The following is a 26,116-nucleotide window of genomic DNA, read 5'->3' as shown; positions in this document are numbered from 1 at the left end:
CTGCTGTCGCTGCCGCTGCTGGCGGCAAGCGGCTATCTGCTGTGGAATGTCGCGCTCGGCCTGCGCCAGGATTTCTTCGGCTTCGGAAGGCTCGCCGACGATCTCGTGCCGGTGCTGGTGTTCACGGGATTCGGGCTGCTCGTCGGCATCCCCGGCATCATCCTGCTGACGTTCCGCTACTTCGTCGTGCTCAACGAGACGCTGCGCCAGATCGTGATCACCAGGCAGTTCGGCCCGCTGAACATTCGCTCGTCGCGCAATCTCGCCGACTATCACTTCATCAGCGTCATCGACGACTACGATACGGATCTGAGGACGTACGACGTCAATCTCTGCGGCAACAAGGGCATCGAGCCGATCACACTTCAGAGCTTCACGCGTCGAGAGGAGGCGGATCAGCTCGCAAGCGAGATCGGCCGCGTCCTCAAGCTGCCGACGCGCGATTATGTCGGCACCGAGCCGGACGCGGACTGACTAAAGCGCGATGCGATGAGGATGAATCGTCATCGCACTTTAGGTTGTTGTTTTAAGCATGATCTTTTCGGAAAACCGCTGCGCACTTTTCCGGATCATGCTTTAGCCCAAAATATCCTTCTGCATCTTGCCGCCGTAGAAATGGAAGAACGGCACCGGCGCATCGTGGCGCAGCTGGCCGGTGGCAAGGCGGGTGTGGAGCTCGTTGAGCACGTTGCGCGTCATTGGATGCAAATCGGCCAGCGGCTTGGAGCCGAGCTCGACCCAGACCAGTTCGACCAGTTCGGCATCGGCATGGATCACGCCGTCGACGCGGTGGGCGATCGCGGAGGCGTCCGCGGTGAAGAAGCGCGTGTCGAACCGCTTGACGCGGCCGGGCGGGGTGATCGCGCGCGCGATCAGGAACAGGCTGGAGGGATCGGGCAGCAGGCCCGCATCGGCAAACGGCTTCCAGGGGCCGTCGAGTTTTGACACTTTGCCCTCGGCCGTCCGCCCGAGGCAGAGGCCGGTTTCTTCGCAGGCCTCGCGGATCGCGGCAATGGCGAGCGACTTCGCGCGCGAGGCCGGCGTCTTTGGGCTGCCCTTGGCGAGATTGGCCTCCAGTTCGGCGGTGATGGGCGCAGCACAGGGCACGCGATAGTCGGCCTTGTCGACGCGTCCGCCGGGGAAGACGAACTTGCCGGGCATGAACACCACCTTGTCGTGGCGCTTGCCGACCAGCACTTTCGGAATGGCACCGCTGCGGTCGACCAGGATCAGCGTTGCCGCATCCCTCGGACGGAAATAGGGATGATGATCGGCTTCCTTCTCCTCGTGGGCCTTGGCCTTCTCCGCGACTTGCGCAATATCCGTCATGTCCTCACCCAACGCTTTTTACTTCTTGCTTACACCGGCGGAATACCATCCGGAGGGTTCTCGTCAAACCCGTGCATGCGCAGAGCCCATTGCAGGCCGACCACAGCTCCCTTCAGCGGCTGCAGCAGCGCGAGCGAGGCGACGAAGGTGAAGGGCAGATAGGCCGCGAAGCTGAGCCAGACCGGCGTCGTGTAATTGGTCTCGATCCAGAGGATCGTGGGCACCACGATGTGACCGACGATGACGATCACGAGATAGGCGGGCAGATCGTCGGCGCGGTGCGGCGTGAAATCGAGGCCGCATTTGGCGCAATCGTCTGCGGTCTTCAGGAAGGCGCGGAACAGTTTGCCCTCGCCACAGCGCGGGCAGCGGCCGCGAAAGCCGCGCTTCATCGCCGTCCAGAGATCGCGCTTCTCGACGAGACCCGCCTCGCGCGTCCAGGTTTTTGGGGCCGTGCTCATCGTCACCATGCTTTGCCCTTTTTACCGCCGCCTTTGCCCTTGTTCTTTCCCTTATTCTTTCCCTGGCCCTTCTTCCCGTTGCCGGATTTTGGCTTCGCCGGCTTGCGTTTTCTATCCGGGCTGCGTCCGGGCTGCGCCTTGAACGAGGGGCGGCGCTGCGGACCGGATGGTCTGCGTTCGCGCGGCGCGGTCTCACTGGAGGACGACAGCAGCTCGAAGCGCAGCGCGCCCGCGATCGGCGCTGCCTCGACCAGGCGGACGTCGACCACGTCCCCCAGTTGATACATGGTGCGGCTGCGCGTGCCGACGAGGGCGTGTCGGCTCTCGTCATAGTTGAAATATTCCGTGCCGAGGGATCGGATCGGGATCAGGCCGTCGGCGCCGGTCTCGGCGAGCTTGACGAACAGGCCGGCGCGGGTGACGCCGGAGACCCGGCCCTGGAAACTCGCGCCGATGCGATCAGCCAGGTGATGGGCAATCAGCCGGTCGACGGTCTCGCGCTCCGCCTTCATCGCGCGGCGCTCGGTCACCGAGATGTGGGCTGCGACCTCGCCGAGGCTTTCCGGCGTCTCGCTGTCGGGCAGGGCGCCTTCGCCGAGACCGAGCGCTCGGACCAGCGCGCGGTGCACGACGAGGTCGGCATAGCGGCGGATCGGCGAAGTGAAATGCGCGTAGCGGCGCAAATTCAGGCCGAAGTGCCCGTAATTCTCCGAAGAGTATTCGGCCTGCGCCTGGGCGCGCAGCACGACCTCGCTGACCAGGGGGTAGTAGTCATGGCCTTCGAGCTGGGCCAGCACGCGGTTGAATGTGGTGGGACGCAGAGCGCCCGATTTGGCGAAGGGAACGTCGAGCGTCTCCAGGAATTCCGCGAGTGCGTGGACCTTCTCCAAGGTCGGCTCGTCATGCACGCGGTAGATCAGCGGGAGCGACTTCTTCTCCAGCATCTCGGCGGCTGCGACGTTGGCGAGGATCATGAACTCCTCGATCAGCTTGTGCGCGTCGAGCCGCTCGGGCACGACGACGCGGTCGACCGTGCCGTCGATCTTCAGGAGGATCTTGCGCTCGGGCAGATCGAGATTGAGCGGATCGCGCTCGTCGCGGGCGCGCTTGGCGCAGGCATAGGCGGCATAGAGCGGCCTCAATATCGGATCGAGCAGGGGGCCGGTGGTGTCATCAGGCCGGCCGTCGATCGCGGCCTGCGCCTGCGCGTAGCTCAGCTTGGCCGCCGAGCGCATCAGGATGCGGTGGAAGCTGTGCGAGCGCTTGCGGCCGTCGGGGCCGAGCACCATGCGCACCGCGAGCGCGCCACGCGGCTCGCCCGGCACCAGCGAGCAGAGATCGTTCGAGATGCGCTCGGGCAGCATCGGCACGACGCGGTCGGGGAAATAGACCGAATTGCCGCGGTCGAGCGCGTCGCGGTCGAGCGCGCTGCCCGGCCGGACGTAGAAGCTGACATCGGCAATGGCGACGTTGACGATGAAGCCGCCCTTGTTGTTGGGATCTTCATCGGGCTGCGCGTGCACCGCGTCGTCGTGATCCTTGGCGTCGGGCGGATCGATGGTGAGAAGCGGCACGTCGCGCCAATCCTCGCGGCCCTTCAAATTGGCCGGCTCCGCCGCTTCCGCATCGCGCATCGCGGCGGGCGAGAATTGCAGCGGGATGTCGTGGGCGTAGATCGCGATCAGGCTGATCGCCTTCTCCGACTTGACCGAGCCGAGCTTCTCTTTCACCCGGCCGGACGCCAGCCCAAAGCTGCGCGTGCGGACGATGTCGACGCTGACGAGATCGCCGTCCTGCGCGCCGTGTGTGTCGGCCGCGGCGATGTTCAGCTCGCGGTCCGCGGACTTCTTGTCGACGGGCACGAGCCGTCCGCCGCCTTCGGGCAGGCTGCGAAACACGCCGAGGATGCGGCTCTTGGCCTTGTCGAAGACCTTGATGATGTGGCCGCGATAGGCGGGGCCTTCGGTCTCGGACGTCGGCTCGACGCGTAGCAGCACGCGATCGCGGACGCCGGCGACGGTGCCTGGCTTTGGCCGGCGCGGCATCTGGATGCGGATTTTGGGGGGCTCGCCGCTTTCGACCTCGTCCCATTCGGTGGGGGAGGCGATCAATTCGCCGTCCTGGTCGCGGCCGGTAATGTCGGCGACCAGCGTCGGCGGCAGCGCGTCCGGCTCGGACACCTTGTGGCTCTTCTTCTTGATGGTTCCGTCGTCGGCGAGCTCGCGCAATATGCGCTTGAGCTCGACGCGATCGGCGTTCTTCAGGCCGAACTCGCGCGCAATTTCGCGGGTGCCGACGTTTCCTTGATTTGCCTTGATGAAGGCGACGATGGCTTGCCTGTCGGGAAAGCCACGGTCATTCTTGCGTTTCACTTAACCTCTAATTCTTGATCTCAAGTCTTGCCGGCACTCTTCTTGGCCGGGGCCTTGGGGGCGGCTGCCTTGGTCGGCGACGTTTTTGCGGTCGACGACACGGCTGCGCGCGCCTTGCTGGTGGATTCAGTTTTCGATTTGGCCGCCTTCTTCGCGGCCGGTTTCTTCTTCGGCGCGGCGTCATCGCCGTCCGCAGCCTTCTCTGCAGTCTTCTTGGCCTTGGCCGGCTTCGCTGCCTTCTTCGGCTTCTTGCCGCCGCCCTTGGCAGCCCGCTCGTCGATCAGCGCGATCGCCTGTGCCAGCGTGACGGTGTCCTTTTCGAACTCGGCGGGGATCGTCGCGTTGACACCGCCGGCGGTGACATAGGCGCCGTAGCGGCCGCTCTTCACGGTGACGGTGCCGAGCGAGGGATGATCGCCGATCGCCTTGCCGGGATCGGCGCCGAAGCGGCGGCTCGGGCCTTTGGCGACCTTTTCCGCGATCAGCGTCACCGCCCGGTTGAGGCCGATGTCGAACACCTCGTCGCCGGCCTCCAGGCTGGCGTAGGTCTTCTCATGCTTGACGAACGGCCCGAAGCGGCCGAGGCCTGCGGTGATCGGCTGGCCGGTTTCCGGATGTTTTCCGATCTCGCGCGGCAGCGAAAGCAGCTTCAGCGCAAGCTCGAGCTCGACATCGCCGGGCGACGTGCCCTTCGGAATGCCGGCGCGCTTCGGCTTCTCGCCTTCCGCATAATCCTTCTGCTCGCCGAGCTGGATATAGGGACCAAACCGGCCGGCCTTGACCCAGACATCGAAGCCGGTGTCGGGATCCTGGCCGAGCGAACGGTCGGCGCTGGCCTCGCCATCGGCGGCGAGCTGGCGGGTGTATCGGCACTCCGGATAATTTGAGCAGCCGACGAAGGCGCCGAACTTGCCGGCCTTCAGGTTGAGCCGGCCGGTGCCGCAGTTCGGGCACTGCCTGACGTCGCCGCCGTCGGCACGGGGCGGATAGATGTGCGGCCCGAGCATCTCGTCGAGCACGTCGAGCACCTGCGCGACGCGCAGATCCTTGATGTCGTCGACGGCGCCGATGAAACCGGTCCAGAAATCCTTCAGCACCTGCTGCCAGGAGATCTCGTTGTTGGAGATGCGGTCGAGCTGCTCCTCGAGACCCGCCGTAAAATCGTATTCGACGTAGCGGCTGAAGAAGCTTTCCAGGAACGCGATCACGACGCGGCCCTTGTCCTCGCCGTGCAGGCGCTTCTTCTCCAGCTTGACGTAGCCGCGGTCCTTCAGGACCTGCAGGATCGAGGCATAGGTCGAGGGCCGGCCGATGCCGAGCTCTTCCATGCGCTTGACCAGCGAGGCCTCGGAGAAGCGCGGCGGCGGCTCGGTAAAATGCTGGGTGACGGACAGGCTCTGCCGCTTGAGCGCGTCGTTCGGGCTCATCGCGGGCAGGCGGCGGGAGTCCTCGTCCTCCTCGTCGTCGCGGCCTTCCTGGTAGAGCGCGAGGAAGCCGTCGAACTTGACCACCTGGCCGGTGGCGCGCAGCTCCAGCGTGCGGGAGCCTGCCTTCGCCGTGATGTCGACGGTGGTGCGCTCGAGCTCGGCCGATTCCATCTGGCTCGCGATGGTGCGCTTCCAGATCAGCTCATAAAGTCGCGCCTGATCGGCGTCGAGCTTGCGGCTCATGCTGTCGGGGCGGCGGGACATGTCGGTCGGACGGATCGCTTCGTGCGCTTCCTGGGCGTTCTTGGCCTTGGCCTGGTACTGGCGCGGAGCGTCCGGCACATAGGCGTTGCCGTAATCCTCACCGATCACCTTGCGCGCCTGGGTGATCGCCTCGGGGGCGATCTGCACGCCGTCGGTACGCATGTAAGTAATGAGTCCGGTGGTCTCGCCGCCGATGTCGATGCCTTCATAGAGGCGCTGGGCGATGCGCATCGTGTGCGCCGGCGCAAAGCCGTATTTGCGGCTGGCTTCCTGCTGCAGCGTCGAGGTGGTGAAGGGCGCCTGCGGATTGCGCCGGGCGGGCTTCGCGTCTACCGAGGTCACGGCGTAGGCGGCCGTCTCCAGCGCCTTCTTGAAGTCTTCGGCTTCCGCGCCGGTTCCGATGTCGAGGCGCTGGATCTTCTTGCCGTCCGCGCCCACGAGACGGGCCTCGAACGCATCGCCGCGCGGGGTGAGCAGGGTCGCGATCAGCGACCAATATTCACGCGCGACGAATTTCTCGATCTCGAGCTCGCGGTCGCAGACGAGGCGCAGCGCCACCGACTGCACGCGGCCGGCGGAGCGGGCGCCCGGCAGCTTGCGCCACAGCACGGGGGAGAGGGTGAAGCCGACCAGATAGTCCAGCGCGCGGCGCGCCATATAGGCGTCGACCAGCGCGCCGTCGATCTGGCGCGGATGCTTCATGGCGTCCGAGACCGCCTGCTTGGTGATGGCGTTGAACACCACCCGCTCGATCTTCTGGTCCTTCAGCGCGCGCTTTTCCTTCAGCACCTCCAGCACGTGCCAGGAGATGGCCTCGCCCTCGCGATCAGGGTCGGTGGCGAGAATCAGGCGGTCGGCGTTCTTCAGGGACTTGGCGATGTCGTTGAGCCGGCCGGCCGCCTTGGGGTCGACCTCCCAGATCATCTTGAAATTGGCGTCGGGATCGACGGAGCCGTTCTTCGCGGGCAGGTCGCGGACATGGCCGAACGAGGCCAGAACCTCATAGGACGAGCCCAAATATTTGTTGATCGTCTTGGCTTTCGCCGGCGACTCCACAATGACGATATTCATGTAGTTCCAGTAACTTACGGGAAAATCTGAGGCCGAAAACGAAAGGACTCGGGTCGGCCGTTTCGCTCCGAACATGGGTGGTGAGGCGGGTCCTGTCAAATCGAGGGCTGTTGAAGGTCGCCCGGGAGGGAAAAGTTTCATATCGAGAAAGTTGTAAAATACCACCTTGGAGTTGCGATCGCTATCGGCGTAATGTTTCTGCGGGGCATGGATTCGGGTGGGGTCTGGTGACTAAGCCAGGAAAGAAACGGGCGCGCGCCGCATCAGGCGCGCCGGGAGGCTCGCGTCACGAGGAACCGGGGGAGGGCGGCGTGGACGAAGCCGTCGCCTTCATCGCCGAGCAGGTCGGGGCATTGCGCAAGCTCGCCGAGCGCCACAAGCTCGACGTGCTGCATTATCTCCTAGGCATGACCAAGCTCGAGGCCGACGAGCATGTGAGGCTGCGGAGCAAGCGCAAGCTGTCGTGAGGGCACTACCCAACCCGTCGTCCTGAGGCTCGCCCTGCTTTGCAGGACGAGCGCCTCAGGTCGACGGTCAAAGAGTTGAGAGCGCTGCTCCATCCCCGTCATTGCGAGCGCAGCGAAGCAATCCAGACTGTCTCCGCGGAGAGATTCTGCATTGCTTCCGCCTTCGCCAAGGCTTCGGCGGACAAGTCGCTGCGCTCAATGACGATGACGTTAGCCGTTGCGGCTGGCCGTTGCCGCCAATCGCTGGCCGAGATATTCGGCCGTGCTGACGTCGCTTTGAGGTAACAAGCCGCCAACCAAGTGGGTAGCCAAGCCAAGTTGGCTGCCCAACCGATTCCGGCCGCTCGGATCCTCCCCGCCCGGAATATCCAGCCCGCACCAGAGCATGCCGTGCTGCGCAGCCAGAATGGAGAAGTAGGTCAAGGTGTGGAGTTGATCGCCCCCCGCGAGAGCGCCCGCGGTGAATCCGGCTGCGAACTTGTTGGCCCATCGCTGCTGGGTCCACCGGTCGCTTGAGGCGTCTGCGAAGGCTTTGAATTGCGCCGCTGCTCCGCCCATGTAGGTCGGGCTGCCAAATGCGACGGCGCTGGCGCGGTCGATCGTTTCCAATAAGCTCTCATTCTGGAAGCGGCCCGACACGATATCGTCGCCCGTGATGCGACACAGCGCGACGTGCGCAATGCCATCCGCTCCGCGCGCCACTGCATGCGCCAGCGACTCGGTGGTGCCGGAGATGGAAAAATAGACGATGGCGAGCAGGGGCATGGGTGCCACTTTCGGCTATTTGAGCATCTTCGACGCCGTCTGTATTTTGTACAAGTCCTTTCAAGCCGTCATTGCGAGCGCAGCGAAGCAATCCAGAGCCTTTCCGCAGTGGCAATCTGGATTGTTTCGCTGCGCTCAATGACGCTGTGGTGGCAACCGTGCGTCATCACGCCGACCGCCGCCGCGGCGGCCGCGGCTTCAACATGGTGTCGGCGGGCGTAAGCAGCCGTCCGTCCTCCGCACGCATTTCGAGCTTCTTCACCGGGCGGTGCTTGGCGCGATCCACCAACACGGTCGCGATCTCCTTAGGGTGATCGTCGAACTCCTCGCTCCATTGTCTGAGCGCCACCAGGATCGGGAAGGTGCCGCGGCCCTTCGGGGTCAGCACATATTCCTGATAGGCGCTGCCGTCGGAGGCGGGGGCGGTTGCCAGGATGCCGTGGTCGACCAGCGAGCGCAGCCGGACCGACAAGATGTTCTTGGCCATGCCAAGCTTGCTCTGGAATTCGCCGAAGCGGCGCAGGCCAAACAGCGCCTCGCGGATGATCAGCAGCGACCACCAATCGCCAAGCGCGTCCAGCGACCTCGCGATCGGGCAGGCATCGCCCTCGAAGCTGGTTCGTTTCACCATCGTTCCGTCCTGTCGCGTTCGCACGATCGTCGGGCCGATCACGCGCTTGTGTGGTTGCATCATAAAACCATATGCCCTAGATGGCAACATAGTTTTATGATGCAACCACTGGAGGCGAACGTGAGACTGAAGAACAAGACGGCCCTGATCACCGGCGGCAACAGCGGCATCGGGCTGGCAACGGCCAAGCTGTTCGTGGCCGAAGGCGCCAAGGTGGTGATCACCGGACGCAACAAACAGACTCTGGAGGCGGCGGCCAAGGAGCTCGGGCCGAACGCGCTCGCGCTCGCTGCCGACGCCACCGACATCGCGGCGACGGAAGCTGCGATCAAGCAGGGCGCCGAAAAGTTCGGCAAGTTCGACATCGTGTTCGCCAACGCCGGCATCGCCGGCGGCACGTCGCTCGGCTCTGCCACGCTCGAGGTCTTCGAGAAGGTCATCAGCACGAACCTGACAAGTGTATTCTTCACGGTGCAGGCGGCACTGCCTTATCTCAGCGACAATGCCTCGATCATCCTCAACGGCTCGGTGATCTCCGTGCTCGGCATTCCCGGCTACTCGGCCTATGGCGCGGCGAAAGCCGGCGTGCGCGCGATGGCGCGGATCATGGCCTCGGAGCTGTCGCCGCGCGGCATCCGCGTCAACGTGGTCGCGCCCGGCGCGACCCGCACGCCGATCTGGGGACCTGCAACGGCAACACCGGAAGCCGAGAAGGCGTTCGAGAAGCGGATCGCGCTGTCGACGCCTCTGGGGCGCATCGGCGAAACCGATCACGTTGCGAAGACGGTGCTATTCCTTGCCTCCGATGATTCCGCGCATGTGCAGGGCCAGGAGATCTTCGTCGACGGCGGCGCGGTGGCCTCGCCGAGCGGCGCGCCGATCTATCGCGGTTGATCAAGTGAAGTGAAAATTGAATCAGTCGGCGCGATCATTGCGATTGCGCCGGCAGATTCCTGCACCTGCCGAGCTGTATTTTCCTGAACCTTGCGTGAGGCGTTGAACCTTCGCGCCAGTTGCCAAGACATTTTTACGGGCAGGGGGCACAAGACTCATTTCAAGGGAGTCCGATATGCCAAAAGCAGCCCGCATTTTTTCATCGATTTCAGCACCACGCATTTATACCGAGAATTCCGCCGTTCCGGCCAAACGCTCCAATACGTCCGAACTCATCGGAGTGGTTCTGTTCGCCGGCATCGGCCTGTTCGTCTCGCTCGTCGCCGTCATCCTGGGCATGCAGGGCGCCTGGTTCTAGCCTCGCAGACCGGCCGCCGTCCATCAGCCGCCGCAGGCAAGGCCCCGGCGACTGATGATGTCGGCATGATCTCAGGCCGCGCGAAGACTTGTTGCCGCCTGAAGCGCACCCGCCAGCGCCTTCTCGCGGTGATCCGGTCCGACCTGGATGCCGTCGGCGGGGATGAACTCGACGTTCGTGATACCGATGAACCCGAACACCCAGCGCAGATAGGTTTCGAGATGCTCGCCGGCTGCGTAGGGCGTTTCGACGCCGTAATAGCCGCCGCGTGAGATCGCCACGATCACGCGCTTGCCGCCGGCGAGCCCCTCGGGCCCGGCTGCGCCGTATTTGAAAGTCTTCCCCACCACCAGGATGCGATCGATCCAGGCCTTGAGCTGGCTCGGAATCGTGAAGTTGTACATGGGCGCGCCGATCACGACGATGTCGGCGGCCAGGAACTCGTCCAGCGCGGCTGCGCTTGCGGCAAGGTCGGGTCCGAGTTCCGCCGGTGCGGGCGCGCCTTGCGCGGCGGCAAGGTGCGAGCCGGAGAGGTGGGCCAGCGGGGTCTGGGTCAGATCGCGATAAATGATGTCCAGTGAGGGCGTCGCGTGCCGGAGCCGGTCGACGATGGCGGCGGAGACCTGCCGGGACACGGAGTGGGGGCCGAGCACGCTGGAGTCGAGATGGAGGAGTTTCATTTGGGGTCACCCTGGTATAAGTTTGTAACCAGAGCTACATGAGTGACTATCAAAAACCCCGCAAGAACGCACTTTTTTGAGCCATGGGCACATCTTTGAAACCTGAGAACACCGAATTGCCTGCCTCGCCGAGGCCAGCGCAGAGGCCGGATCCGATACCGGATCCCAACCACGCCGACTGCCGTGGGGTCGCCTCCGTGCTGTCTCGCGTCGGTGACAAATGGAGCGTGTTCGTCATCATGATGCTGAGCGACGGGCCTAAGCGCTTCAACGAGCTGAAGCGCATGATCAACGGCATCTCGCAGCGCATGCTGACCTTGACGCTGCGCGGGCTGGAGCGCGATGGCCTGGTCACGCGCACGATCTTTCCGACCGTTCCGCCGCGCGTCGATTACGAGCTGACCGATCTCGGCCGCGGGCTGCAACAGCCGGTGAAAGCGCTCGGGCAGTGGGCGATCGACCATCTGATGCAGATCGAGGCGGCGCGCACGCAGTTCGACCAGCGCAACGACGGCTAAAGCAGCGACACCAACCCGCCGCCGTGACGTTCGAGCTTTCCGGCAAGCTCGAGCTCCAGCAGCACGGTGCGGACGATCGCGGGCGAGGCGCCGGACATCCGCACGAGATCGTCGATCGAGATGGGGGTGGGGCCGAGCAGGCCGGTGATCTGGTCGCGGTCGTGCCCTTGCGGATCGCTCTCGAACGGCTCGCTGTCGGGCTCGCTCGCAGGAATCATCAGCGGCCGCTCCATGATTGGTGCGACAGCATTGATGATGTCGGCAGCTTCGGTGACGAGGGTCGCGCCCTGCTTGATCAGATCATTGGCGCCGGCGGCACGCGGATCGAGCGGCGAGCCCGGGACCGCGAACACCTCGCGGCCCTGTTCGGCCGCCATCCGCGCGGTGATCAGGGAGCCCGAGCGGTGCGCCGCTTCCACCACGACGACGCCGAGCGAGGCGCCCGAGATCAGCCGGTTGCGGCGAGGAAAGTCGCGGGCGCGCGGCTCGTGGCCGAGCGGCATCTCGGATATCGCAGTCCCCGCGTGGTCGAGGATCCCTGCGAGCAGGTCGCCATGCTCGGGCGGATAGATGCAATCATGTCCGCCGGCGAGCACCGCGATCGTCCCGCTTGCGACACTGGCGCGATGCGCGGCCTGATCGACGCCGCGGGCGAGCCCGGAGATGACGATAAAACCGGCTTCGCCAAGTTCGCGCGCCAGCAGGCCTGCGAATTTCAGCCCGGCGCCGGATGCGTTGCGCGAGCCGACGATGGCGATCATCGGCCGCATCAGGGTTTGGGCATCGCCGCGCACCGCGAGCAGCGGCGGCGCATCGTCGATCATCGCCAGCCGGGCCGGATAGCCGTCCTCGCCGGGCGCGCGCCAGGCGATGCCGAACTTGCGGCTCGCGGCGAGCTCGGCCTTGGCCTCGTCGGCGCTGCAGATGCGCCCCGATCGCGCCGCGCCGCCGCGGCGCGCCAGATCAGGCAGCCGCTCCAGCGCAGCACGCGGGCTGCCGAAATGATCCACCAGCGAACGAAAAGTGCGCGGCCCGACATTGTCGGAGCGGATCAGCCGCAGGCGGTCGATCCTGTCAGCCTCGGTCAGCTCCACGCTCGGATTGATGGCGTCCACGGCGTCTCCTTGTAGTCACAGCATGGAACAACCTGAGGGCGTTGCGCAACAGCGACGTGCGCTTGCCTGGTCCCGCCCCGATGCTAAAAGCGATGCCAATAAGAAGGGTTTTGCCATGATCTCACTCGCCGACCTCCAGCGCCGCATCAAAGCGGGGGAGCTTTCGCCCGAGGCCGCCATCGCCCAGTCGCATGCGGCGATAGAGGCCAGGGAGAAGGACGTTCGCGCCTTCGTCCGCCACGACAAATCCGCGAAGGCGCAAGCCTCCGGTCCGCTGCGCGGCATCGCGGTCGGCATCAAGGACATCATCGACACCGCGAACATGCCGACCGAGATGGGCTCGGAAATCTATCGCGGCTGGCAGCCGCGCGCCGATGCGCCTGTTGTCATGATGCTGAAGCGGGCAGGCGCCACCATCATCGGCAAGACCACCACGACCGCGTTCGCCTCGCGCGATCCGACCCCGACGCTCAATCCGCATAATTTCGGCCACTCGCCGGGCGGCTCGTCCGCGGGTTCGGCGGCGGCCGTCGGCGCCGGCATGATCCCGCTTGCGCTCGGCACCCAGACCGGCGGCTCGGTGATCCGGCCCGCGGCCTATTGCGGGACTGCTGCGATCAAGCCCTCGTTCCGGATGCTGCCGACGGTCGGCGTGAAATGCTATTCGTGGGCGCTCGACACGGTCGGCCTGTTCGGCGCCCGCGCCGAGGATCTCGCGTGCGGATTGCTCGCGATGACCGGCCGCAGCGAATTTTCCGGCATCGTCCCGGCGAAGTCGCCGCGCATCGGCGTGGTCAGGCAGGAGTTCGCCGGCGCCGTGGAGCCGGCGGCCGAAGAGGGCCTGTTGGCCGCGGTGAAGGCGGCGGCGCGCGCCGGTGCCAGCGTGCAGACGATCGATCTGCCCGAGGCGGTGCAGGAGGCCTGGCGCATCCATCCCATCGTCCAGGATTTCGAGGCGCATCGCGCGCTGGCCTGGGAGTTTTCCGAGCGCCACGACGAGATCGCGCCGATGCTGCGGGCAAGCCTCGATGCCACCGCCCATCTGACGCCGAAGGACTATGACGAGGCGCGCCGGATCAGCCGTCGCGGCCGCCGCGAGCTCGGCGAATTGTTCGAGGGCGTCGACGTGCTCCTGACCTATTCGGCGCCCGGCACGGCGCCGGCCAAGGCGCTCGCGACGACAGGCGACCCCCGCTACAACCGGCTCTGGACGCTGATGGGCAATCCTTGCGTCAACGTGCCCGTGCTGAAGGCGGATGGCCTGCCGATCGGCGTGCAGGTGATCGCACGCTTTGGCAACGACGCGCGCGCGCTGGCAACGGCGTGGTTCCTCGAGGATGCGCTGGCGAAATCAGGCTAGCGCGGGCTCGTTGCTCGCGATGTGCTGATCGGATGCAGGTGAAGCTGCACTGACGGCGGTGCCTTGCCCGAGCCAGCGCTCGGCGGCTGCGCGACCGTTCCGGTGCAGCAGGCGAATGAAGCCGCGGCCGAGATCGGTGGACGAACGTTGGGCCAGACCGTCAACGGAATCTTCCGCCGCGATCCTGGTGAGGCGCAGCGACGGCGCGGCATGAGCCTGCGCCCATTCGATCGCCGCGATCTCGGCATTGAGGGCGGCGTTGGCCGCGATCTGGTCCAGCCGGCGATCGATCGCGGCGAGCGTGATCGGCACGTAGCTGTCGCGCGCCGGCGTGACCTGGACGAGCAGGACGTCGGACGTCGTCGTGTCCTGCGTCAGCCGCAGCAAGGGTGGATTGCCGCCTAAGCCGCCGTCCCAATAGGCTTCGCCCTCGATCTCGACGGCGCAGTGAACCAAGGGCGGACAAGTCGAGGCCAGCGCGACGTCGGCGGTGATGGCATCGTTGCGGAAGATCTGCTGCTGCCCGTCGCGGATCCGTGTCGCCGCGATCAGGAGCTTCGGGCAGTCCGGATTGAGTAGCGCGGCGAAATCGATGTCGCGCGATAGCGCCTGCCGCAGCGGATCGAGATCGAAAGGATCAAACTGGCCGGAGCGCAGCGTCGGACCGAACGCGACCGAGCTTCCCGCCGGCGAAAAGCCGCCGACCAGCATCAGCGAGCGGAACGAGGCCTCGTGCATCAGGCGGATCCAGAACCGGCTCAGCCGGCTACGTGCAGCTTCGCGGCCGCCCTCGGCAAGGCCGGAGGCGAGCAGGAGCGCATTGATAGCGCCGGCACTGGCGCCGCTGATGGTGTCGATCTCGATCGGCTCTTCCAGCAGCCGCTCCAGCACGCCCCAGGTGAAGGCGGCAAAGGTGCCACCGCCCTGCAGCGCCAGCGAGAGCTTTCTCGGCGGCCATTGGCCGGCGGGTAGCTGCGCGGGCGCAACGGGCGCGGTCGCGGTCACTACCTCGGCCGTCACTGGCGCTTGCGCGATCGGATCAGGCTGCGGCGCTGGCGGCAAGACGGGAGGAGGCGCGGGAGGCGGCGAGGGCGCATCGGACCAAATGTCGGTGGTCGAGAGCAGCCGGCTTGCCGCGGTGCGCAACGCACCTCGCGAACCAACCCCGTCATGCGCGCCGACCATCTTCTCGCTCATTCTGAGCAACCGCGTAACGCCATCTCGACTGTCAGGATGACAGGCATGGAACACATTCGCTACTGCCTGCCGCGAAAGCGCCGGCAGTTGCGAACAGGATTTGACATATAACGCAGAGAGGGGGCTTCGGTATCCGTAGATGCCCCGGCTTTAGACGCGGACCTCGAAGCGACTACGCCTTCTCGCCGATCCGGCTTTCTTTGCCAGCTTGCAATCGCTTGATGTTCTCGCGATGCGCGTAGAACAAGAGCAGCGTCAGCACCGCGAACAAGGCTGCGAGCGCAAGGTGCCCGAACCACCACAGGAACATCGGCGTGACGAACGCCGCCACCAGCGCGGAGAGCGAGGAGTAGCGGGTGGTGAAGGCGGTCGCCAGCCAGATCAGGCAGAACACGACGGCGCCGGGCCAGAACAGTCCGAGCAGGATGCCGATATAGACGGCCACGCCCTTGCCGCCCTTAAACTTGAGCCAGACCGGGAAGAGGTGGCCGAGGAAGGCACCGAGCCCGGCCACCATGGCGGCATTGGGTCCTGCGATGTAGCCGGCGATCACCACGGCCACGGTGCCCTTGAGCGCGTCGAACAGGAGGGTGCCCGCGGCGAGGCTTTTGCGTCCCGTGCGCAGCACATTGGTGGCGCCGATGCTGCCGGAGCCGATCGAGCGGATATCCTGGGTGCCGGCGAGCCTGGTCAGGACCAGCCCGAACGGGATCGAGCCGAGGAGGTAGCCGACGACGAAGGCCACCGGCAGAAATGCTTCAAGCCCCATGGCGGCAGCTCCAAAGGCTGTATTTCACGTCAGACATGCTCGTAGACCGTGCGTCCGCCGACAATGGTGCGCACCACGCGGCCTGTAAAGCGGGCCTCGTCGAACGGGGTGTTCTTGCAGGGCGATTTGAGGTCGGCGGGATCGACCACCCAGGGCACATCGGGGTCGATCACGATGACGTCGGCGGGGCTGCCTGCGCGCAGGGTTCCGCCGGGCAGGCCGAGCAACTCGGCCGGGCGGGTCGACATCGCCCGGATCAGCGTCTTCAGGTCCAGCTCGCCATTGTGGACGAGGCGCAGGCCCGCGGGCAGCATGGTTTCGAGACCAACGGCGCCGGGAGCGGCTTCGGCGAACGGCAGGCGCTTGACCTCGACGTCCTGCGGATTGTGGTCGGACATGATGACGTCGAGCAGGCCGGAGGCGATTGCGGCCACCAGCGCGCGGCGGTCGTCCTCGGTCCGCAAAGGCGGCGACAGTTTCAGGAACGAACGGTAGGGGCCGATGTCGTTCTCGTTCAGCGCAAGATGGTTGATCGAGACCGAGGCGCTGACGGCGAGCCCGGCGTCGCGGGCGCGCTGGAGGATCTCGAGCGAGTCGATGCAGGTCAGCGAGGCCGCGTGATAGCGGCCGCCGGTCAACGCCACGAGGCGCATGTCGCGTTCCAGGATCACGGCCTCGGCGGCATTCGGGATGCCCATCAGGCCGAGCCGCGAGGCGAACTCGCCCTCGTTCATCACGCCTTCGCCGACGAGATCGGGGTCCTCGGTGTAGTGGACGATCAGCGCGTCGAAATCCCGCGCGTAGGTCAGCGCCCGCCGCATCACCTGCGCATTGGTCACGCTTCTGACGCCGTCGCTGAAGGCGATCGCGCCCGCGGCCTTGAGCAGACCGAACTCGGTCATCTCATCGCCGTGCATGCCCTTGGTGAGCGCTGCCATCGGCTGGATGTTGACGATCGCGGTGTCGCGGGCGCGGCGCATCACGAAGTCGACGGTCGCCGAATTATCGATCACCGGAGAGGTGTCGGGCTGGCAGATGATGGTGGTGATGCCGCCGGTCGCGGCCGCCTGGCTCGCTGTGGCAAAGGTCTCGCGATGGCTGAAGCCGGGCTCGCCGACGAAGGCGCGCATGTCGATCAGGCCGGGCGCGACGATCTTGCCGGAGCAGTTGACGATGTCGGTGCCTTCGGGGACGCCGGCCGCGCCGATGCCGCGGCGGGTCTCGCGGATGGCGCCGTCGGCGATGAGAACGTCGCCGACACCGTCGAAATCCCGGGAGGGGTCGACGACGCGGGCGTTGGCGAGCAGGATGGGGCGGCGATCGGTCAGCATCGGCATCACGCGTTCGGCAGGTTGCGGGCGAGCGCTTCCAGCACCGCCATGCGCACGGCGACACCCATCTCCACCTGTTCGCGGATCAGGGATTGCGCGCCGTCGGCCACGATCGAGTCGATCTCGACGCCGCGGTTCATGGGGCCCGGATGCATCACCAGTGCGTCGGGCTTGGCGTAGGCGAGCTTCTTCTGGTCGAGCCCGAAATAGTTGAAGTACTCGCTGGATGACGGCACGAAGGAGCCGTTCATACGCTCGCGCTGGAGCCGGAGCATCATGACGATGTCGGCGCCGTTGAGCCCCTCGCGCATGTCGCGCGCGACTTCGACGCCCATCCGCTCGATACCCGGCGGCAGCAGCGTGGTGGGACCGACCACGCGGACGCGGGCGCCCATCGTGTTGAGCAGGATGATGTTCGAGCGGGCGACGCGCGAATGCAGCACGTCGCCGCAGATCGCGACCACGAGCCCTTCGATCCGGCCCTTGTTGCGGCGGATGGTGAGCGCGTCGAGCAGGGCCTGGGTCGGATGCTCATGGGCGCCGTCGCCGGCATTGATCACGGAACCGTCAACCTTGCGCGCCAGCAGTTCCACCGCGCCGGAGGCGTGATGGCGCATCACCAGGATGTCCGGGTGCATCGCGTTCAGCGTCATCGCGGTGTCGATCAGCGTCTCGCCCTTCTTCATGGACGAGGAGGACACCGACATGTTCATGACGTCGGCGCCCAGGCGCTTGCCGGCGAGCTCGAACGAGGATTGGGTCCGGGTGGAAGCCTCGAAGAAGAGGTTCACCTGCGTCCGTCCCCGCAGGACGGTGCGCTTCTTGTCAACCTGGCGGTTGAGCTCGACATATTCTTCGGACAGGTCGAGGAGGCCGGTGATGTCGGCCGCGGAAAGGCCCTCGATGCCCAGCAAATGCCGGTGGCCGAGGACGAAGGTCGATTTCGATGTCATTAAAACGAGAGCTATAGGCGCGGATGCATGACGGGGCAAGGGCCAATGCCGGGGCGGGGAGTTATCCCCTGAGGAGTCTGGTACACGGTCATTCCGGGATGGCGCGCAAGCGCCAGACCCGGAATCTCGAGATTCCGGGTTCGATGCTTCGCATCGCCCTGGAATGACAAGGAAGTTTAGATGCGCTCCATCAAATCGATTTTGATCGTACTTTTAACAATCGCCTCCATCTCATCCGCGTTGGCCCAATCGCTCCCCGGCGGCTTCGTCTATCTGCGCGAGATCGATCCCGGCATCATCGAGGACATCCGCTACGCCACCTCGAACAATTTCGTCGGCCGCCCGCTTGCCGGCTACAATGCCGGTGAATGCGTGGTGAAGCGCGAAGTCGGGCTGCGGCTGAAGGCGGTACAAGAAGAGCTGGCGGCGCAAAACCTCTCGCTCAAGATGTTCGACTGCTACCGGCCGGCGCGGGCGTCGCTCGATATGGTCAAGTGGTCGCAGAACGGTCACGAGACGGCGGCCGAGCGGCGCTATAATCCCAAGATCCCCAAGCCCGAGCTGTTCCGCCTCGGCTACATCGCGAGCCGGTCGCAGCATTCGACGGGCGCCGCCCTCGATCTGACCTTGGTCGATCTCAAAGCCGACAACGCCGCCAAATATGATGCGGCAAAGACCTATGCCGACTGCACGGCGCCGGTCGAAGCGCGCGCGCCGGAAGGCAGCGTCGACATGGGCACCGGCTACGACTGCACCGACACGAGGGGCCATACTGCGGCACCGTCGATCACACCGGAGCAGCGCGCCTGGCGCAAGCGGCTGGTGGCTGCGATGGCCAGGCAAGGCTTTGTGAACTATTCGAAGGAGTGGTGGCATTTTTCCCTGCCAGGGGCGGGCGGGGCCGCCTATGATTTCCCGATTCAGCCGCGCCGGAACTAAAGTCCGCGCCGAGGAAACCTGATGACCCAGCCGAGCTTCGCGACCCACGAGGTCTTCAACCAGTCGCCGCCGTTCGAGGATATCGACCTGTTCGCCGTGGATCGGCCGCTGGTCGATGCGGTGAAGGCCAATGGCGGCGCGGCGGCGGAACGCGAGCTGTCGGAGTTCGGCAGGCAGTGGGGCTCGGCCGCGATGGCCGATCGCGGGCGCGTCGCGAACGAGAGCACGCCGAAGCTGCGCACCTTCGACGCAAAAGGCAATCGCCGCGACCAGGTCGAGTTTCACCCGGCCTATCATGAGCTGATGGCACACAGCGCTCATGCCGGCGTCCACAATTCGACCTGGACCGCGAACGGCAAGCCTGCGGGCGATGCCGCCGAAGTCATTCGTGCCGCAAAATTCTACATGGCCGCGCAAGTCGAGACCGGCCACCTCTGTCCTGTTACGATGACGCGCGCCTCGGTCGGTGCGCTGGCGATGCAGCCGGACCTGCTCGGCAGGGTGATGCCGGTGCTGTCGACCCGGAGCTACGACCCGAGCTTTGCGCCGTGGTGGCAGAAGCGCGGCATGACGCTCGGCATGGGCATGACCGAGAAGCAGGGCGGCACCGACGTGCGCGCCAACATGACGCGTGCGGTGCCCGACGGCGAGGCCTATCGCATCACCGGCCACAAATGGTTCATGTCGGCGCCGATGTGCGATGCGTTCCTGGTGCTGGCGCAGGCGGACAGCGGGCTGACCTGTTTCTTCATGCCGCGCTTTGCGCCGGATGGTTCGGTGAATGCGATCCAGTTCCAGCGGCTGAAGGACAAGCTCGGCAACCGCTCCAATGCCTCGTCCGAAGTCGAGTTCGTCGGTGCCTACGCCGAACGGGTCGGCGAGGAGGGCAAGGGCATCCGCACCATCATCCAAATGGTGCAGCTGACGCGGCAGGATTGCGCGATCGCCTCCGTCGGCCTGATGCGCTCGGGACTTGCGCATGCGCTGCATCACGCCCGTCACCGCAGCGTGTTCCAGAAACATCTGGCCGATCAGCCGCTGATGCAGGCGGTGCTGTCGGACATGGCGCTGCATGTCGAGGCGAGCACAGCCCTGGTCATGCGGCTCTGCCGCGCCTTCGACCGCACGCCGCACGATGCGGCGGAGGCCGCCTATATGCGGCTGCTGACCCCCGCAATCAAATACTGGACCTGCAAGAGTGCGCCGCCGTTCCTCTATGAGGCCATGGAATGCCTCGGCGGCAACGGCTATGTCGAGGACGGCATTCTGGCGCGGCACTACCGGGAATCGCCGGTCAACGCGATCTGGGAGGGCTCCGGCAACGTGATGTGCCTCGACGTGCTCCGGGCGCTCTCGCGCGAGCCGGAGGCGGCGACGGCTGTGCTGCAATCGCTTGCGGCCGAGACGAAGGGCTTGCCCGGAGCAGGCGAAGCGATTGCGTTCATCGGTCAGACCTTCCGCCGCGCCGATGGCGAGCGCGTCGCGCGGCTTGCGGTCGAGAAGCTGGCACTGCTTGCCGCCGCTGCGGCGCTCAACGGCGTGTCGCCGCGCCACGCCGAACTGTTTGCCGCCACGCGCCTCGCAGCGACCCACGCCAGCATGTATGGCGCGGTCGAGCTGGAGAGCGGCGAGATGCGCGCGCTGCTGGAGCGGGCGCTGCCGTGAGTCTTCCCAACGAAAGCCTCCTGATGGATTCCCTCAATCCCGACCATCCGCCGTTGACCGTGACGCCAGCGACGCCGCGCTTCTGGATGTTCTGGGGCACCGCGCTGTGGGGCCTCTTCGTCTTCGTGGCGATGTTCGTCGGGCAGATCGGCGCCGTTGTCCTGCTGGTGGTGCAGCGTGGTCTTCCCATGGACTTCGCCTCGCTCCAGGCGGTCGGCCAGGATCCGCAGGCGCTCGCGCTGTCGGTCATCATGGGCCTGCCGGCGACGCTCCTGGCGGTGTGGCTCGCCATTGCCATCAAGAAAGCCTCCTTCGTCGACTATCTCGCGCTGCACTGGCCGTCCTGGAAGCAACTGCTGTTCGGTGCGGTCGGCCTCATCCTGCTGGTGCTGGTCTGGGAGACGATGTCGCGCGCGCTCGGCCGCGAGGCGACGCCGGGCTTCATGACCGATCTGTTGAAATCGGGCCGCGACAAGGGCGCGGCGCTGTTGCTGCTGTTCGCCTTCAGCGTGGCTGCGCCGATGTCGGAGGAGATCCTGGCGCGCGGCTTCCTCTATCGCGGCTGGTCGGCGAGTTTCTTGCGCGTGCCGGGCGCGATCCTGCTGTCGTCGCTGGTCTGGACGGTCGTGCACCTGCAATACGACATGTACTTCCTCGCCGAGGTCTTCACCATCGGCCTGTGGTTCGGCTACATGCGCTATCGCGCGAATTCGCTCTGGCTCACCATCGTGCTGCACGCGCTGAACAATCTCACCGCGGTGGTGCTGACGATGTGGCTAGGAAGCTAGGCCGCCAGCGCGATCGCGATCGGCATCGTGATCGCCGCCAAAATCGTCTGCAGCGTGATGATCTGCGCCAGCAGCGGGGCATCGCCGCCCATCTGGCGCGCCATCACATAGGCGCTGGACGAGGTCGGCACCGCCGCGCAGATCGCCACGATCGCGCGGCTGTCGCCCGACAGTCCGAACCAGACGGCCAGCGCCAGTGCCAGCGCAGGCATCAGCGCGAGCTTGAAGACGACGCCGATGGCCGCGGCCAGGCTTGGACGCAAGAGGCCTTCGAGATGCAGACCGGCGCCGGTGACGAGCAAGCCGATCGCGAGCGAGGAGCGGCTGAGCGCGTCCGCCACCTCGTGCCAGAGTTTTGGCAACGGCAGGTGGGTGACGTTGACGAAGAGCCCGATCGCGCAGGCCCAGATCAGGGGATTGCGGATCACCGTCATGACGATGGTCTGCGCTGACTGCTTCTCCGGCGCGGCGTAATGGGCGAGCACCACGACGCTCAACACGTTGACGAGGGGAATGATCGCGACCATCGCCACGGAGGCGAGCGCCAGCCCGACATCGCCGAACATGTTGGCGGCGACCGATAGCCCGACGAAGGTCTGCCAGCGCGTCGCGCCCTGGAAGATCGAGGTGAAGGCGGGGCCGTCGATATCGAGCCGGGCCAAGGCAGGGCGCAGCGCGAGGCAGAGCAGCGACATCGCCAGCGCCGACAGCAGCAGCGCGCCGCCGACACCCGCGACCGGCACCTTGGAGAGGTCGGCCTTCACCAGCGTCTGGATCAGCAGCATCGGAAACAGCACGAAATAGGTCAGCCGCTCCAGCCCGTGCCACTGCGTGTCCAGCCGCATCAGGCTGCGCTTCAGCACGATGCCGAGCACGATGAGGATGAAGACCGGCAGCAGCGCCGCAATCACGACGGCCATCGGTCAGGTGGTCCCTGAACGGAGATTGGCGAGGCGGTCGAGCGCGCCTTGCAGGATGAAGATCGCGGCGTGCTCGTCGATGACCTCGGCGCGCTTGGCGCGGCTGACATCCATGCCGATCAGCTCGCGCTCGACGGCCGCGGTCGAGAGGCGCTCGTCCCACAGGCCGATGGGGAGGGCGGTCAGGCCGGCGAGATTGCGGGCGAAGGCGCGGGTGGATTGCGCGCGCGGACCCTCGCTGCCGTCCATGTTGATGGGCAGGCCGAGCACGAAGCCGACCACCCTGCGCTCGGCCGCAATCGCGAGCAGCCGGGCGGCGTCCTGCTTGAACTGCTTGCGCTGGATCGTCTCGACGCCGGTCGCAAGCCGCCGGTCCGGGTCGGATACGGCAACGCCGATGGTCTTGGTGCCGAGGTCGAGCCCGACCAGCGCGCCGCGGGCGGGCCAGTGGGTTGCAGCATCGACGAGAGGCAGGATAAGAGCCGGCATGGCGTAGCGCATATCACGCGTTACGCCGCGGAGTGAACCCGGAACAATGGATGCGCTGACATTATTCGGTCTGTTCGCCGTCACGGCGATGCTGGTCAGTTACGCCCTGGAAGATCGCGGCCATTGGTTCGTGCTGTGGTTCGCCGCATCCTGCGCGCTCGGCTCGGCTTACGGCTTTCTCCAGGGCGCCTGGCCGTTCGGTCTGGTCGAAGCGGTCTGGGCCGTCGTGGCGCTGCGGCGGTGGCAGCTGAAGCCGCAGATTATCGGCGGCCGCAACATGCGCGGGAAATCGTGATGCACAAAGTGCATCGATCATTTGTGGCAAATCTCACACGGGTGACGTCGCGGGCCATGGCATGATGTCGCGTCTCCGGCAGCGCGCATCGATTGACGCTATGGTTGTGAAGCGGTAGAAATGTAGGTCTAAAGTAGTGTGGGGCACGTGCCCCGATTTCCAGAACGATCGGCAGCGACCGGCAGTCCCGCCCGTGCTGCAACCTTGGCGCAAATTTTTAATGCGCCCCGACCACGTCCCATATTCGCCCAATCATTTGAGAGGTCACGATGCTCATCAAGCCAAGCCTGATCGCGGGCTCAGAAAGGCGATTCAAACAAGCCGAGTTCTCACCCGAAGCCCTGAACCGGAAACTGGGCGACGGTCCGATCGAGATGACCGTCGAGAAGATGCGCCTGCGCCAGCGCCAGCTGCTGGCGGAGACGCAGGACGTGGAGAAGGCCGAGATCGGCCTGGAGCGGATCATCCAGGGCAATGATCTCGACAGCATCAATTATCTCGCCAAGGGGACCGCGGCCTCGCGCTCGATCTGCCGCATTCAGCTCAGGGATCTCAAGTCGAATCTGCTCGGCTACGGCTCGGGCTTTCTGATCGGGCCGGGCCTGTTGCTGACCAACCATCATGTCTTCGGCAAGCCGGCCGAGGCCGCCAATTCGATCGCCGATTTCAACTACGAGCTCGACGTCTCTGGACAGGAGCGCGTGCCGGTGCGGTTCGGCTTCGAGCCGGGCAAATTCTTCTACACCAATGACAGGCTGGATTTTTCGATCGTCGCGGTGGCGCCGACCTCGCTGTCGGGCGGGGAGGAGCTCGAGGATTGGGGATGGCTGCCGCTCAGCGGCGCGCCCGGCAAGGCAGACCCCGGCGAGTACCTCACCATCGTCCAGCATCCCAGCGGGCAGATGAAGCAGGTCTGTGTCCGCGAGAACAAGCTGCTCAAATATGTCGGCGACTTCCTCTGGTACAACACCGATACGACGGCGGGATCGTCGGGCTCGCCGGCATTCAATCGCTTCTGGCAGGTGGTCGCGCTGCATCACAGCGGCGTTCCCCGGAAGGATGCGCAGGGCCGCACCCTGACCAAGGACGGCAAGGTGTGGAAGTCGTCGATGGACGAATCCTCGATCGACTGGATCGCCAATGAAGGCATCCGGATCAGCGCGATCGTCGCCGATCTCAAAGTGGCCGTCGGCTCCCATCCCCTGATCAAGCCGGTGCTGGACGAGGAGGAGCCGCCGAACCGGCAGGAGATCGAGAAGGTCCGCGCACCGGTCGCCGCGCCCGCTTACGGCGCCAACATCTGGGTCGAGCAGTCGCTCGACGGCGCCGCGCTGGTGGTCCCGATCCGGGTGCCGTTGCCGATGTTCAGGAAGGACATTCCGTTCGCTCCGCTGGTACCCGTGCCGGGTCCGGCTGGGGGTAACGCAGGGACGCAGAACGGCGGTATGCCGAACGGTAGCAAGCCGTTGATCGCTCCGCCGGCCGGCCTCCTGCCTCGCATCAGTGCGAACGGCCTGCCCATGGAGGCCGTGCATATCGATCAGAGCACGCTGAAATCGCGTCCCGGATACAAAGCGAATTTTCTCGGCACCGGTAAATTCTCGGTGGCCCTGCCGAAGATTCCGGCCGCTCTCAAGTCCCGGATCGCGACGCTGAAGGGAAGCTCCAGGCAGTCCGAGCTGAAATACTTCAACTACAGCGTCGTCATGAACAAGGAGCGCCGGCTCGCCTTCTTCAGCTGTGTCAATATCGACGGCGGACAGCAACAGGACGTCGGCAAGCGCGAAGGCGATTCCTGGTTGCGCGATCCGCGCATCGACGACGATGCCCAGATCGGCGACGAGTTCTACCGCAAGCAGGCCACCTTCGAGGCGGACCGCAGCAAGAACCCGTTCGATCGCGGTCATCTCGTGCGCCGCCTCGATGCGACCTGGGGCGACACCGTCGCCGCGGCCAAGCAGCACGGCGACGATTCCTTCCACTTCACCAATTGCTCGCCGCAGTTCTTCTCGTTCAACCAGGGCAAGCAGCTCTGGGCGGGCCTCGAGGATTACACGCGCGATGTCCTGCTCGAAGGGGAGGAGAAGGGCATCGTCATGAACGGTCCGGTGTTCGACGGGCCGGACGCCGACGGATCCGATCTGCCCAATCCGGCCGGCCGGCCGCACAAGGATCCGAGCTTCGGCGGCGTTCAAATCCCGAAATATTTCTGGAAGATCCTGATCCGACGCAACGAGGATGACGACGCGCTCAAGGCGGCGGCATTCCTGATGAGCCAGCGAAAGCTGGTCATGGAGATCGATCGCATCCAGGAGGTGGACCTGCGCGAAAAGATGTCGGAGGAGGACGTCAGCGTCTTCCAGGTCTCGATCGCGGACCTGGCGAAATTGACCAAGCTCGACTTCGGCAATCTTGCCGACGCGGATTCGCACGAGGCGACCTCGGTCGGCCCGCGGCGGATCGAATCCTATGAGGACATTCGACTCTAGAACAGCGCCGCCTGACGCGGCGTCACCGCGTCAGGCCGCGATGACGTCCTCGTCAGTCTTCAGGCAAGCGGCAAAACTGCAGAGCGCGCTCGTTTGATGGCCGGCGCGACGCTGGATGAACAGTGTCTCGACCCGCGCTTGCGACGGGCTCAGGGTGTGGATCGAGACGGTGCCATTCATTGCGCTACGTTCGACGACCGCGCGCGGCAGCAACGTCACGCCCATGTCGGCGGCGACGCAGCCGATCATGCCGTCGAGCGTGCCGAGCTCGAAGCGTGCGGCGGAAGGCCAGCCGAACTCGACGAAGATCTGCTCGAGCCGCTGGCGGTAGGTACAGCCGGTGCGGAACACCAGCGCGGTCGGGCCGGACTCCGGCGTGCCGGCGCGCAGCTCGGCAAGTGAGGCCCAGCGACGCGCGCTGACCAGCACCAGCTCCTCGCGGAAGGCGCTCGTCGCAGTGAGGTCATCATGCGCGATCGGACCTGCGACGAAGGCACCATCGAGCGCGCCTTCGAGCACGCTCGCGACGAGGTCGGCGGTCGGCGAGGTACGCAAGGAAAGGCGCACGG

Annotated in this window: 26 protein-coding genes; 11 read left to right on the top strand and 15 right to left on the bottom strand. The window is 65.5% G+C overall.

Annotated elements, in window-relative coordinates; all coding sequences use genetic code 11:
* On the top strand, window positions 1-474 hold a 474-nt coding region (locus IC66_RS0131480; protein WP_038950314.1), incomplete at its 5' end, for a hypothetical protein.
* Window positions 475-576: 102 nt separating this feature from the next.
* Here IC66_RS0131480 and IC66_RS0131475 read toward each other — a convergent pair.
* Genes IC66_RS0131475 through topA form a run of 4 tightly spaced genes read right to left on the bottom strand, consistent with a single transcriptional unit; the run spans window position 577 to window position 6,924 of the window.
* The gene (locus IC66_RS0131475) at window positions 577-1,329 is read right to left on the bottom strand and encodes an NUDIX hydrolase (protein ID WP_038950312.1); all 753 of its coding nucleotides are present in this window, start codon (window positions 1,327-1,329) and stop codon (window positions 577-579) included.
* Window positions 1,330-1,358: 29 nt separating this feature from the next.
* On the bottom strand, window positions 1,359-1,799 hold the full coding sequence (locus IC66_RS0131470) for a DUF983 domain-containing protein (RefSeq protein WP_038950311.1): 441 nt from the start codon (window positions 1,797-1,799) through the stop codon (window positions 1,359-1,361).
* Window positions 1,793-4,162, bottom strand: coding sequence for a ribonuclease R (gene rnr / locus IC66_RS0131465; protein ID WP_038950310.1), 2,370 nt, complete (start codon window positions 4,160-4,162; stop codon window positions 1,793-1,795). The genes IC66_RS0131470 and rnr overlap by 7 nt, the downstream gene beginning before the upstream one ends.
* Window positions 4,163-4,182: 20 nt before the next feature.
* Window positions 4,183-6,924, bottom strand: a complete 2,742-nt coding sequence (gene topA / locus IC66_RS0131460; protein WP_038950308.1) for a type I DNA topoisomerase — start codon at window positions 6,922-6,924, stop codon at window positions 4,183-4,185.
* Between the two features lie 311 nt (window positions 6,925-7,235).
* Here topA and IC66_RS0131455 point away from each other — a divergent pair, with 311 nt between their 5' ends.
* Window positions 7,236-7,391 carry a hypothetical protein gene (locus IC66_RS0131455; RefSeq protein ID WP_240536454.1) on the top strand — a complete coding sequence of 52 codons (156 nt, stop codon included), beginning with the start codon at window positions 7,236-7,238 and terminating at the stop codon, window positions 7,389-7,391.
* Window positions 7,392-7,601: 210 nt separating this feature from the next.
* Here IC66_RS0131455 and IC66_RS0131445 read toward each other — a convergent pair whose 3' ends face one another.
* The gene (locus tag IC66_RS0131445; RefSeq protein ID WP_028143941.1) at window positions 7,602-8,156 is read right to left on the bottom strand and encodes a flavodoxin family protein; all 555 of its coding nucleotides are present in this window, start codon (window positions 8,154-8,156) and stop codon (window positions 7,602-7,604) included.
* Between the two features lie 166 nt (window positions 8,157-8,322).
* Window positions 8,323-8,787 carry a winged helix-turn-helix transcriptional regulator gene (locus IC66_RS0131440; RefSeq protein ID WP_028143940.1) on the bottom strand — a complete coding sequence of 155 codons (465 nt, stop codon included), beginning with the start codon at window positions 8,785-8,787 and terminating at the stop codon, window positions 8,323-8,325.
* 120 nt (window positions 8,788-8,907) lie between these two features.
* Between IC66_RS0131440 and IC66_RS0131435 the strand changes: the two genes are divergently transcribed.
* Window positions 8,908-9,681 carry an SDR family oxidoreductase gene (locus IC66_RS0131435; protein WP_038950307.1) on the top strand — a complete coding sequence of 258 codons (774 nt, stop codon included), beginning with the start codon at window positions 8,908-8,910 and terminating at the stop codon, window positions 9,679-9,681.
* A 175-nt stretch (window positions 9,682-9,856) separates the two neighbouring features.
* Complete coding sequence (locus IC66_RS0131430; RefSeq protein ID WP_028143939.1) at window positions 9,857-10,039, top strand: hypothetical protein; 183 nt, start codon at window positions 9,857-9,859, stop codon at window positions 10,037-10,039.
* A 71-nt stretch (window positions 10,040-10,110) separates the two neighbouring features.
* Here IC66_RS0131430 and IC66_RS0131425 read toward each other — a convergent pair whose 3' ends face one another.
* Window positions 10,111-10,719, bottom strand: a complete 609-nt coding sequence (locus IC66_RS0131425; RefSeq protein ID WP_038950306.1) for an FMN-dependent NADH-azoreductase — start codon at window positions 10,717-10,719, stop codon at window positions 10,111-10,113.
* An 83-nt stretch (window positions 10,720-10,802) separates the two neighbouring features.
* Here IC66_RS0131425 and IC66_RS0131420 point away from each other — a divergent pair, with 83 nt between their 5' ends.
* A complete protein-coding gene (locus IC66_RS0131420; RefSeq protein ID WP_038950305.1) occupies window positions 10,803-11,237 on the top strand; it encodes a winged helix-turn-helix transcriptional regulator in 435 nt (144 codons plus the stop codon).
* Here the strand turns inward: IC66_RS0131420 and dprA are convergent.
* Window positions 11,234-12,352 carry a DNA-processing protein DprA gene (dprA, locus tag IC66_RS0131415; protein ID WP_038950304.1) on the bottom strand — a complete coding sequence of 373 codons (1,119 nt, stop codon included), beginning with the start codon at window positions 12,350-12,352 and terminating at the stop codon, window positions 11,234-11,236. The genes IC66_RS0131420 and dprA overlap by 4 nt on opposite strands.
* A 115-nt stretch (window positions 12,353-12,467) precedes the next feature.
* Here dprA and IC66_RS0131410 point away from each other — a divergent pair, with 115 nt between their 5' ends.
* Complete coding sequence (locus IC66_RS0131410) at window positions 12,468-13,712, top strand: amidase (protein WP_038950303.1); 1,245 nt, start codon at window positions 12,468-12,470, stop codon at window positions 13,710-13,712.
* Here the strand turns inward: IC66_RS0131410 and IC66_RS0131405 are convergent.
* The 4 genes from IC66_RS0131405 to IC66_RS0131390 all read right to left on the bottom strand — a co-directional run bounded on the left by IC66_RS0131405 (window position 13,704) and on the right by IC66_RS0131390 (window position 17,962).
* Window positions 13,704-14,909: a patatin-like phospholipase family protein gene (locus IC66_RS0131405; protein ID WP_038950302.1), complete on the bottom strand. Its 1,206-nt coding sequence runs from the start codon at window positions 14,907-14,909 to the stop codon at window positions 13,704-13,706. The genes IC66_RS0131410 and IC66_RS0131405 overlap by 9 nt on opposite strands.
* A 172-nt stretch (window positions 14,910-15,081) precedes the next feature.
* Complete coding sequence (gene plsY / locus IC66_RS0131400; RefSeq protein ID WP_038950301.1) at window positions 15,082-15,678, bottom strand: glycerol-3-phosphate 1-O-acyltransferase PlsY; 597 nt, start codon at window positions 15,676-15,678, stop codon at window positions 15,082-15,084.
* A 29-nt stretch (window positions 15,679-15,707) separates the two neighbouring features.
* Complete coding sequence (locus IC66_RS0131395) at window positions 15,708-17,009, bottom strand: dihydroorotase (protein ID WP_038950300.1); 1,302 nt, start codon at window positions 17,007-17,009, stop codon at window positions 15,708-15,710.
* A gap of 5 nt (window positions 17,010-17,014) precedes the next feature.
* Window positions 17,015-17,962 carry an aspartate carbamoyltransferase catalytic subunit gene (locus IC66_RS0131390; RefSeq protein ID WP_018321103.1) on the bottom strand — a complete coding sequence of 316 codons (948 nt, stop codon included), beginning with the start codon at window positions 17,960-17,962 and terminating at the stop codon, window positions 17,015-17,017.
* 180 nt (window positions 17,963-18,142) lie between these two features.
* Between IC66_RS0131390 and IC66_RS0131385 the strand changes: the two genes are divergently transcribed.
* Genes IC66_RS0131385 through IC66_RS0131375 form a run of 3 tightly spaced genes read left to right on the top strand, consistent with a single transcriptional unit; the run spans window position 18,143 to window position 21,354 of the window.
* The gene (locus IC66_RS0131385) at window positions 18,143-18,901 is read left to right on the top strand and encodes a M15 family metallopeptidase (protein WP_038950299.1); all 759 of its coding nucleotides are present in this window, start codon (window positions 18,143-18,145) and stop codon (window positions 18,899-18,901) included.
* A 21-nt stretch (window positions 18,902-18,922) separates the two neighbouring features.
* Complete coding sequence (locus IC66_RS0131380; RefSeq protein ID WP_038950297.1) at window positions 18,923-20,566, top strand: acyl-CoA dehydrogenase family protein; 1,644 nt, start codon at window positions 18,923-18,925, stop codon at window positions 20,564-20,566.
* Window positions 20,567-20,589: 23 nt separating this feature from the next.
* Window positions 20,590-21,354, top strand: a complete 765-nt coding sequence (locus IC66_RS0131375; RefSeq protein WP_038950296.1) for a CPBP family intramembrane glutamic endopeptidase — start codon at window positions 20,590-20,592, stop codon at window positions 21,352-21,354.
* On the opposite strand, the gene IC66_RS0131370 is transcribed toward IC66_RS0131375, so the two are convergent.
* Both IC66_RS0131370 and ruvX read right to left on the bottom strand, forming a co-directional pair.
* On the bottom strand, window positions 21,351-22,274 hold the full coding sequence (locus tag IC66_RS0131370) for an AEC family transporter (RefSeq protein WP_038950295.1): 924 nt from the start codon (window positions 22,272-22,274) through the stop codon (window positions 21,351-21,353). The two genes, IC66_RS0131375 and IC66_RS0131370, sit on opposite strands and share 4 nt — an antisense overlap.
* Window positions 22,275-22,277: 3 nt before the next feature.
* A complete protein-coding gene (gene ruvX / locus IC66_RS0131365; protein WP_028143927.1) occupies window positions 22,278-22,763 on the bottom strand; it encodes a Holliday junction resolvase RuvX in 486 nt (161 codons plus the stop codon).
* Between the two features lie 46 nt (window positions 22,764-22,809).
* Here ruvX and IC66_RS0131360 point away from each other — a divergent pair, with 46 nt between their 5' ends.
* Together IC66_RS0131360 and IC66_RS42735 are read left to right on the top strand one after the other, a co-directional pair.
* Window positions 22,810-23,058 (top strand): hypothetical protein, encoded by a 249-nt coding sequence (locus IC66_RS0131360; RefSeq protein ID WP_038950294.1) that lies wholly within the window; start codon window positions 22,810-22,812, stop codon window positions 23,056-23,058.
* A gap of 269 nt (window positions 23,059-23,327) precedes the next feature.
* Window positions 23,328-25,547, top strand: a complete 2,220-nt coding sequence (locus IC66_RS42735) for a DNA/RNA non-specific endonuclease (RefSeq protein ID WP_049801988.1) — start codon at window positions 23,328-23,330, stop codon at window positions 25,545-25,547.
* A gap of 30 nt (window positions 25,548-25,577) precedes the next feature.
* Here the strand turns inward: IC66_RS42735 and IC66_RS0131350 are convergent.
* Window positions 25,578-26,116: LysR substrate-binding domain-containing protein (locus IC66_RS0131350; protein ID WP_244429198.1), on the bottom strand; the 539-nt coding region annotated here is incomplete at its 5' end.

The organism is Bradyrhizobium genomosp. III (assembly GCF_000261705.1).
Lineage (GTDB): Bacteria > Pseudomonadota > Alphaproteobacteria > Rhizobiales > Xanthobacteraceae > Bradyrhizobium > Bradyrhizobium ottawaense.
This window is presented reverse-complemented; position numbering and strand designations above follow the sequence as displayed.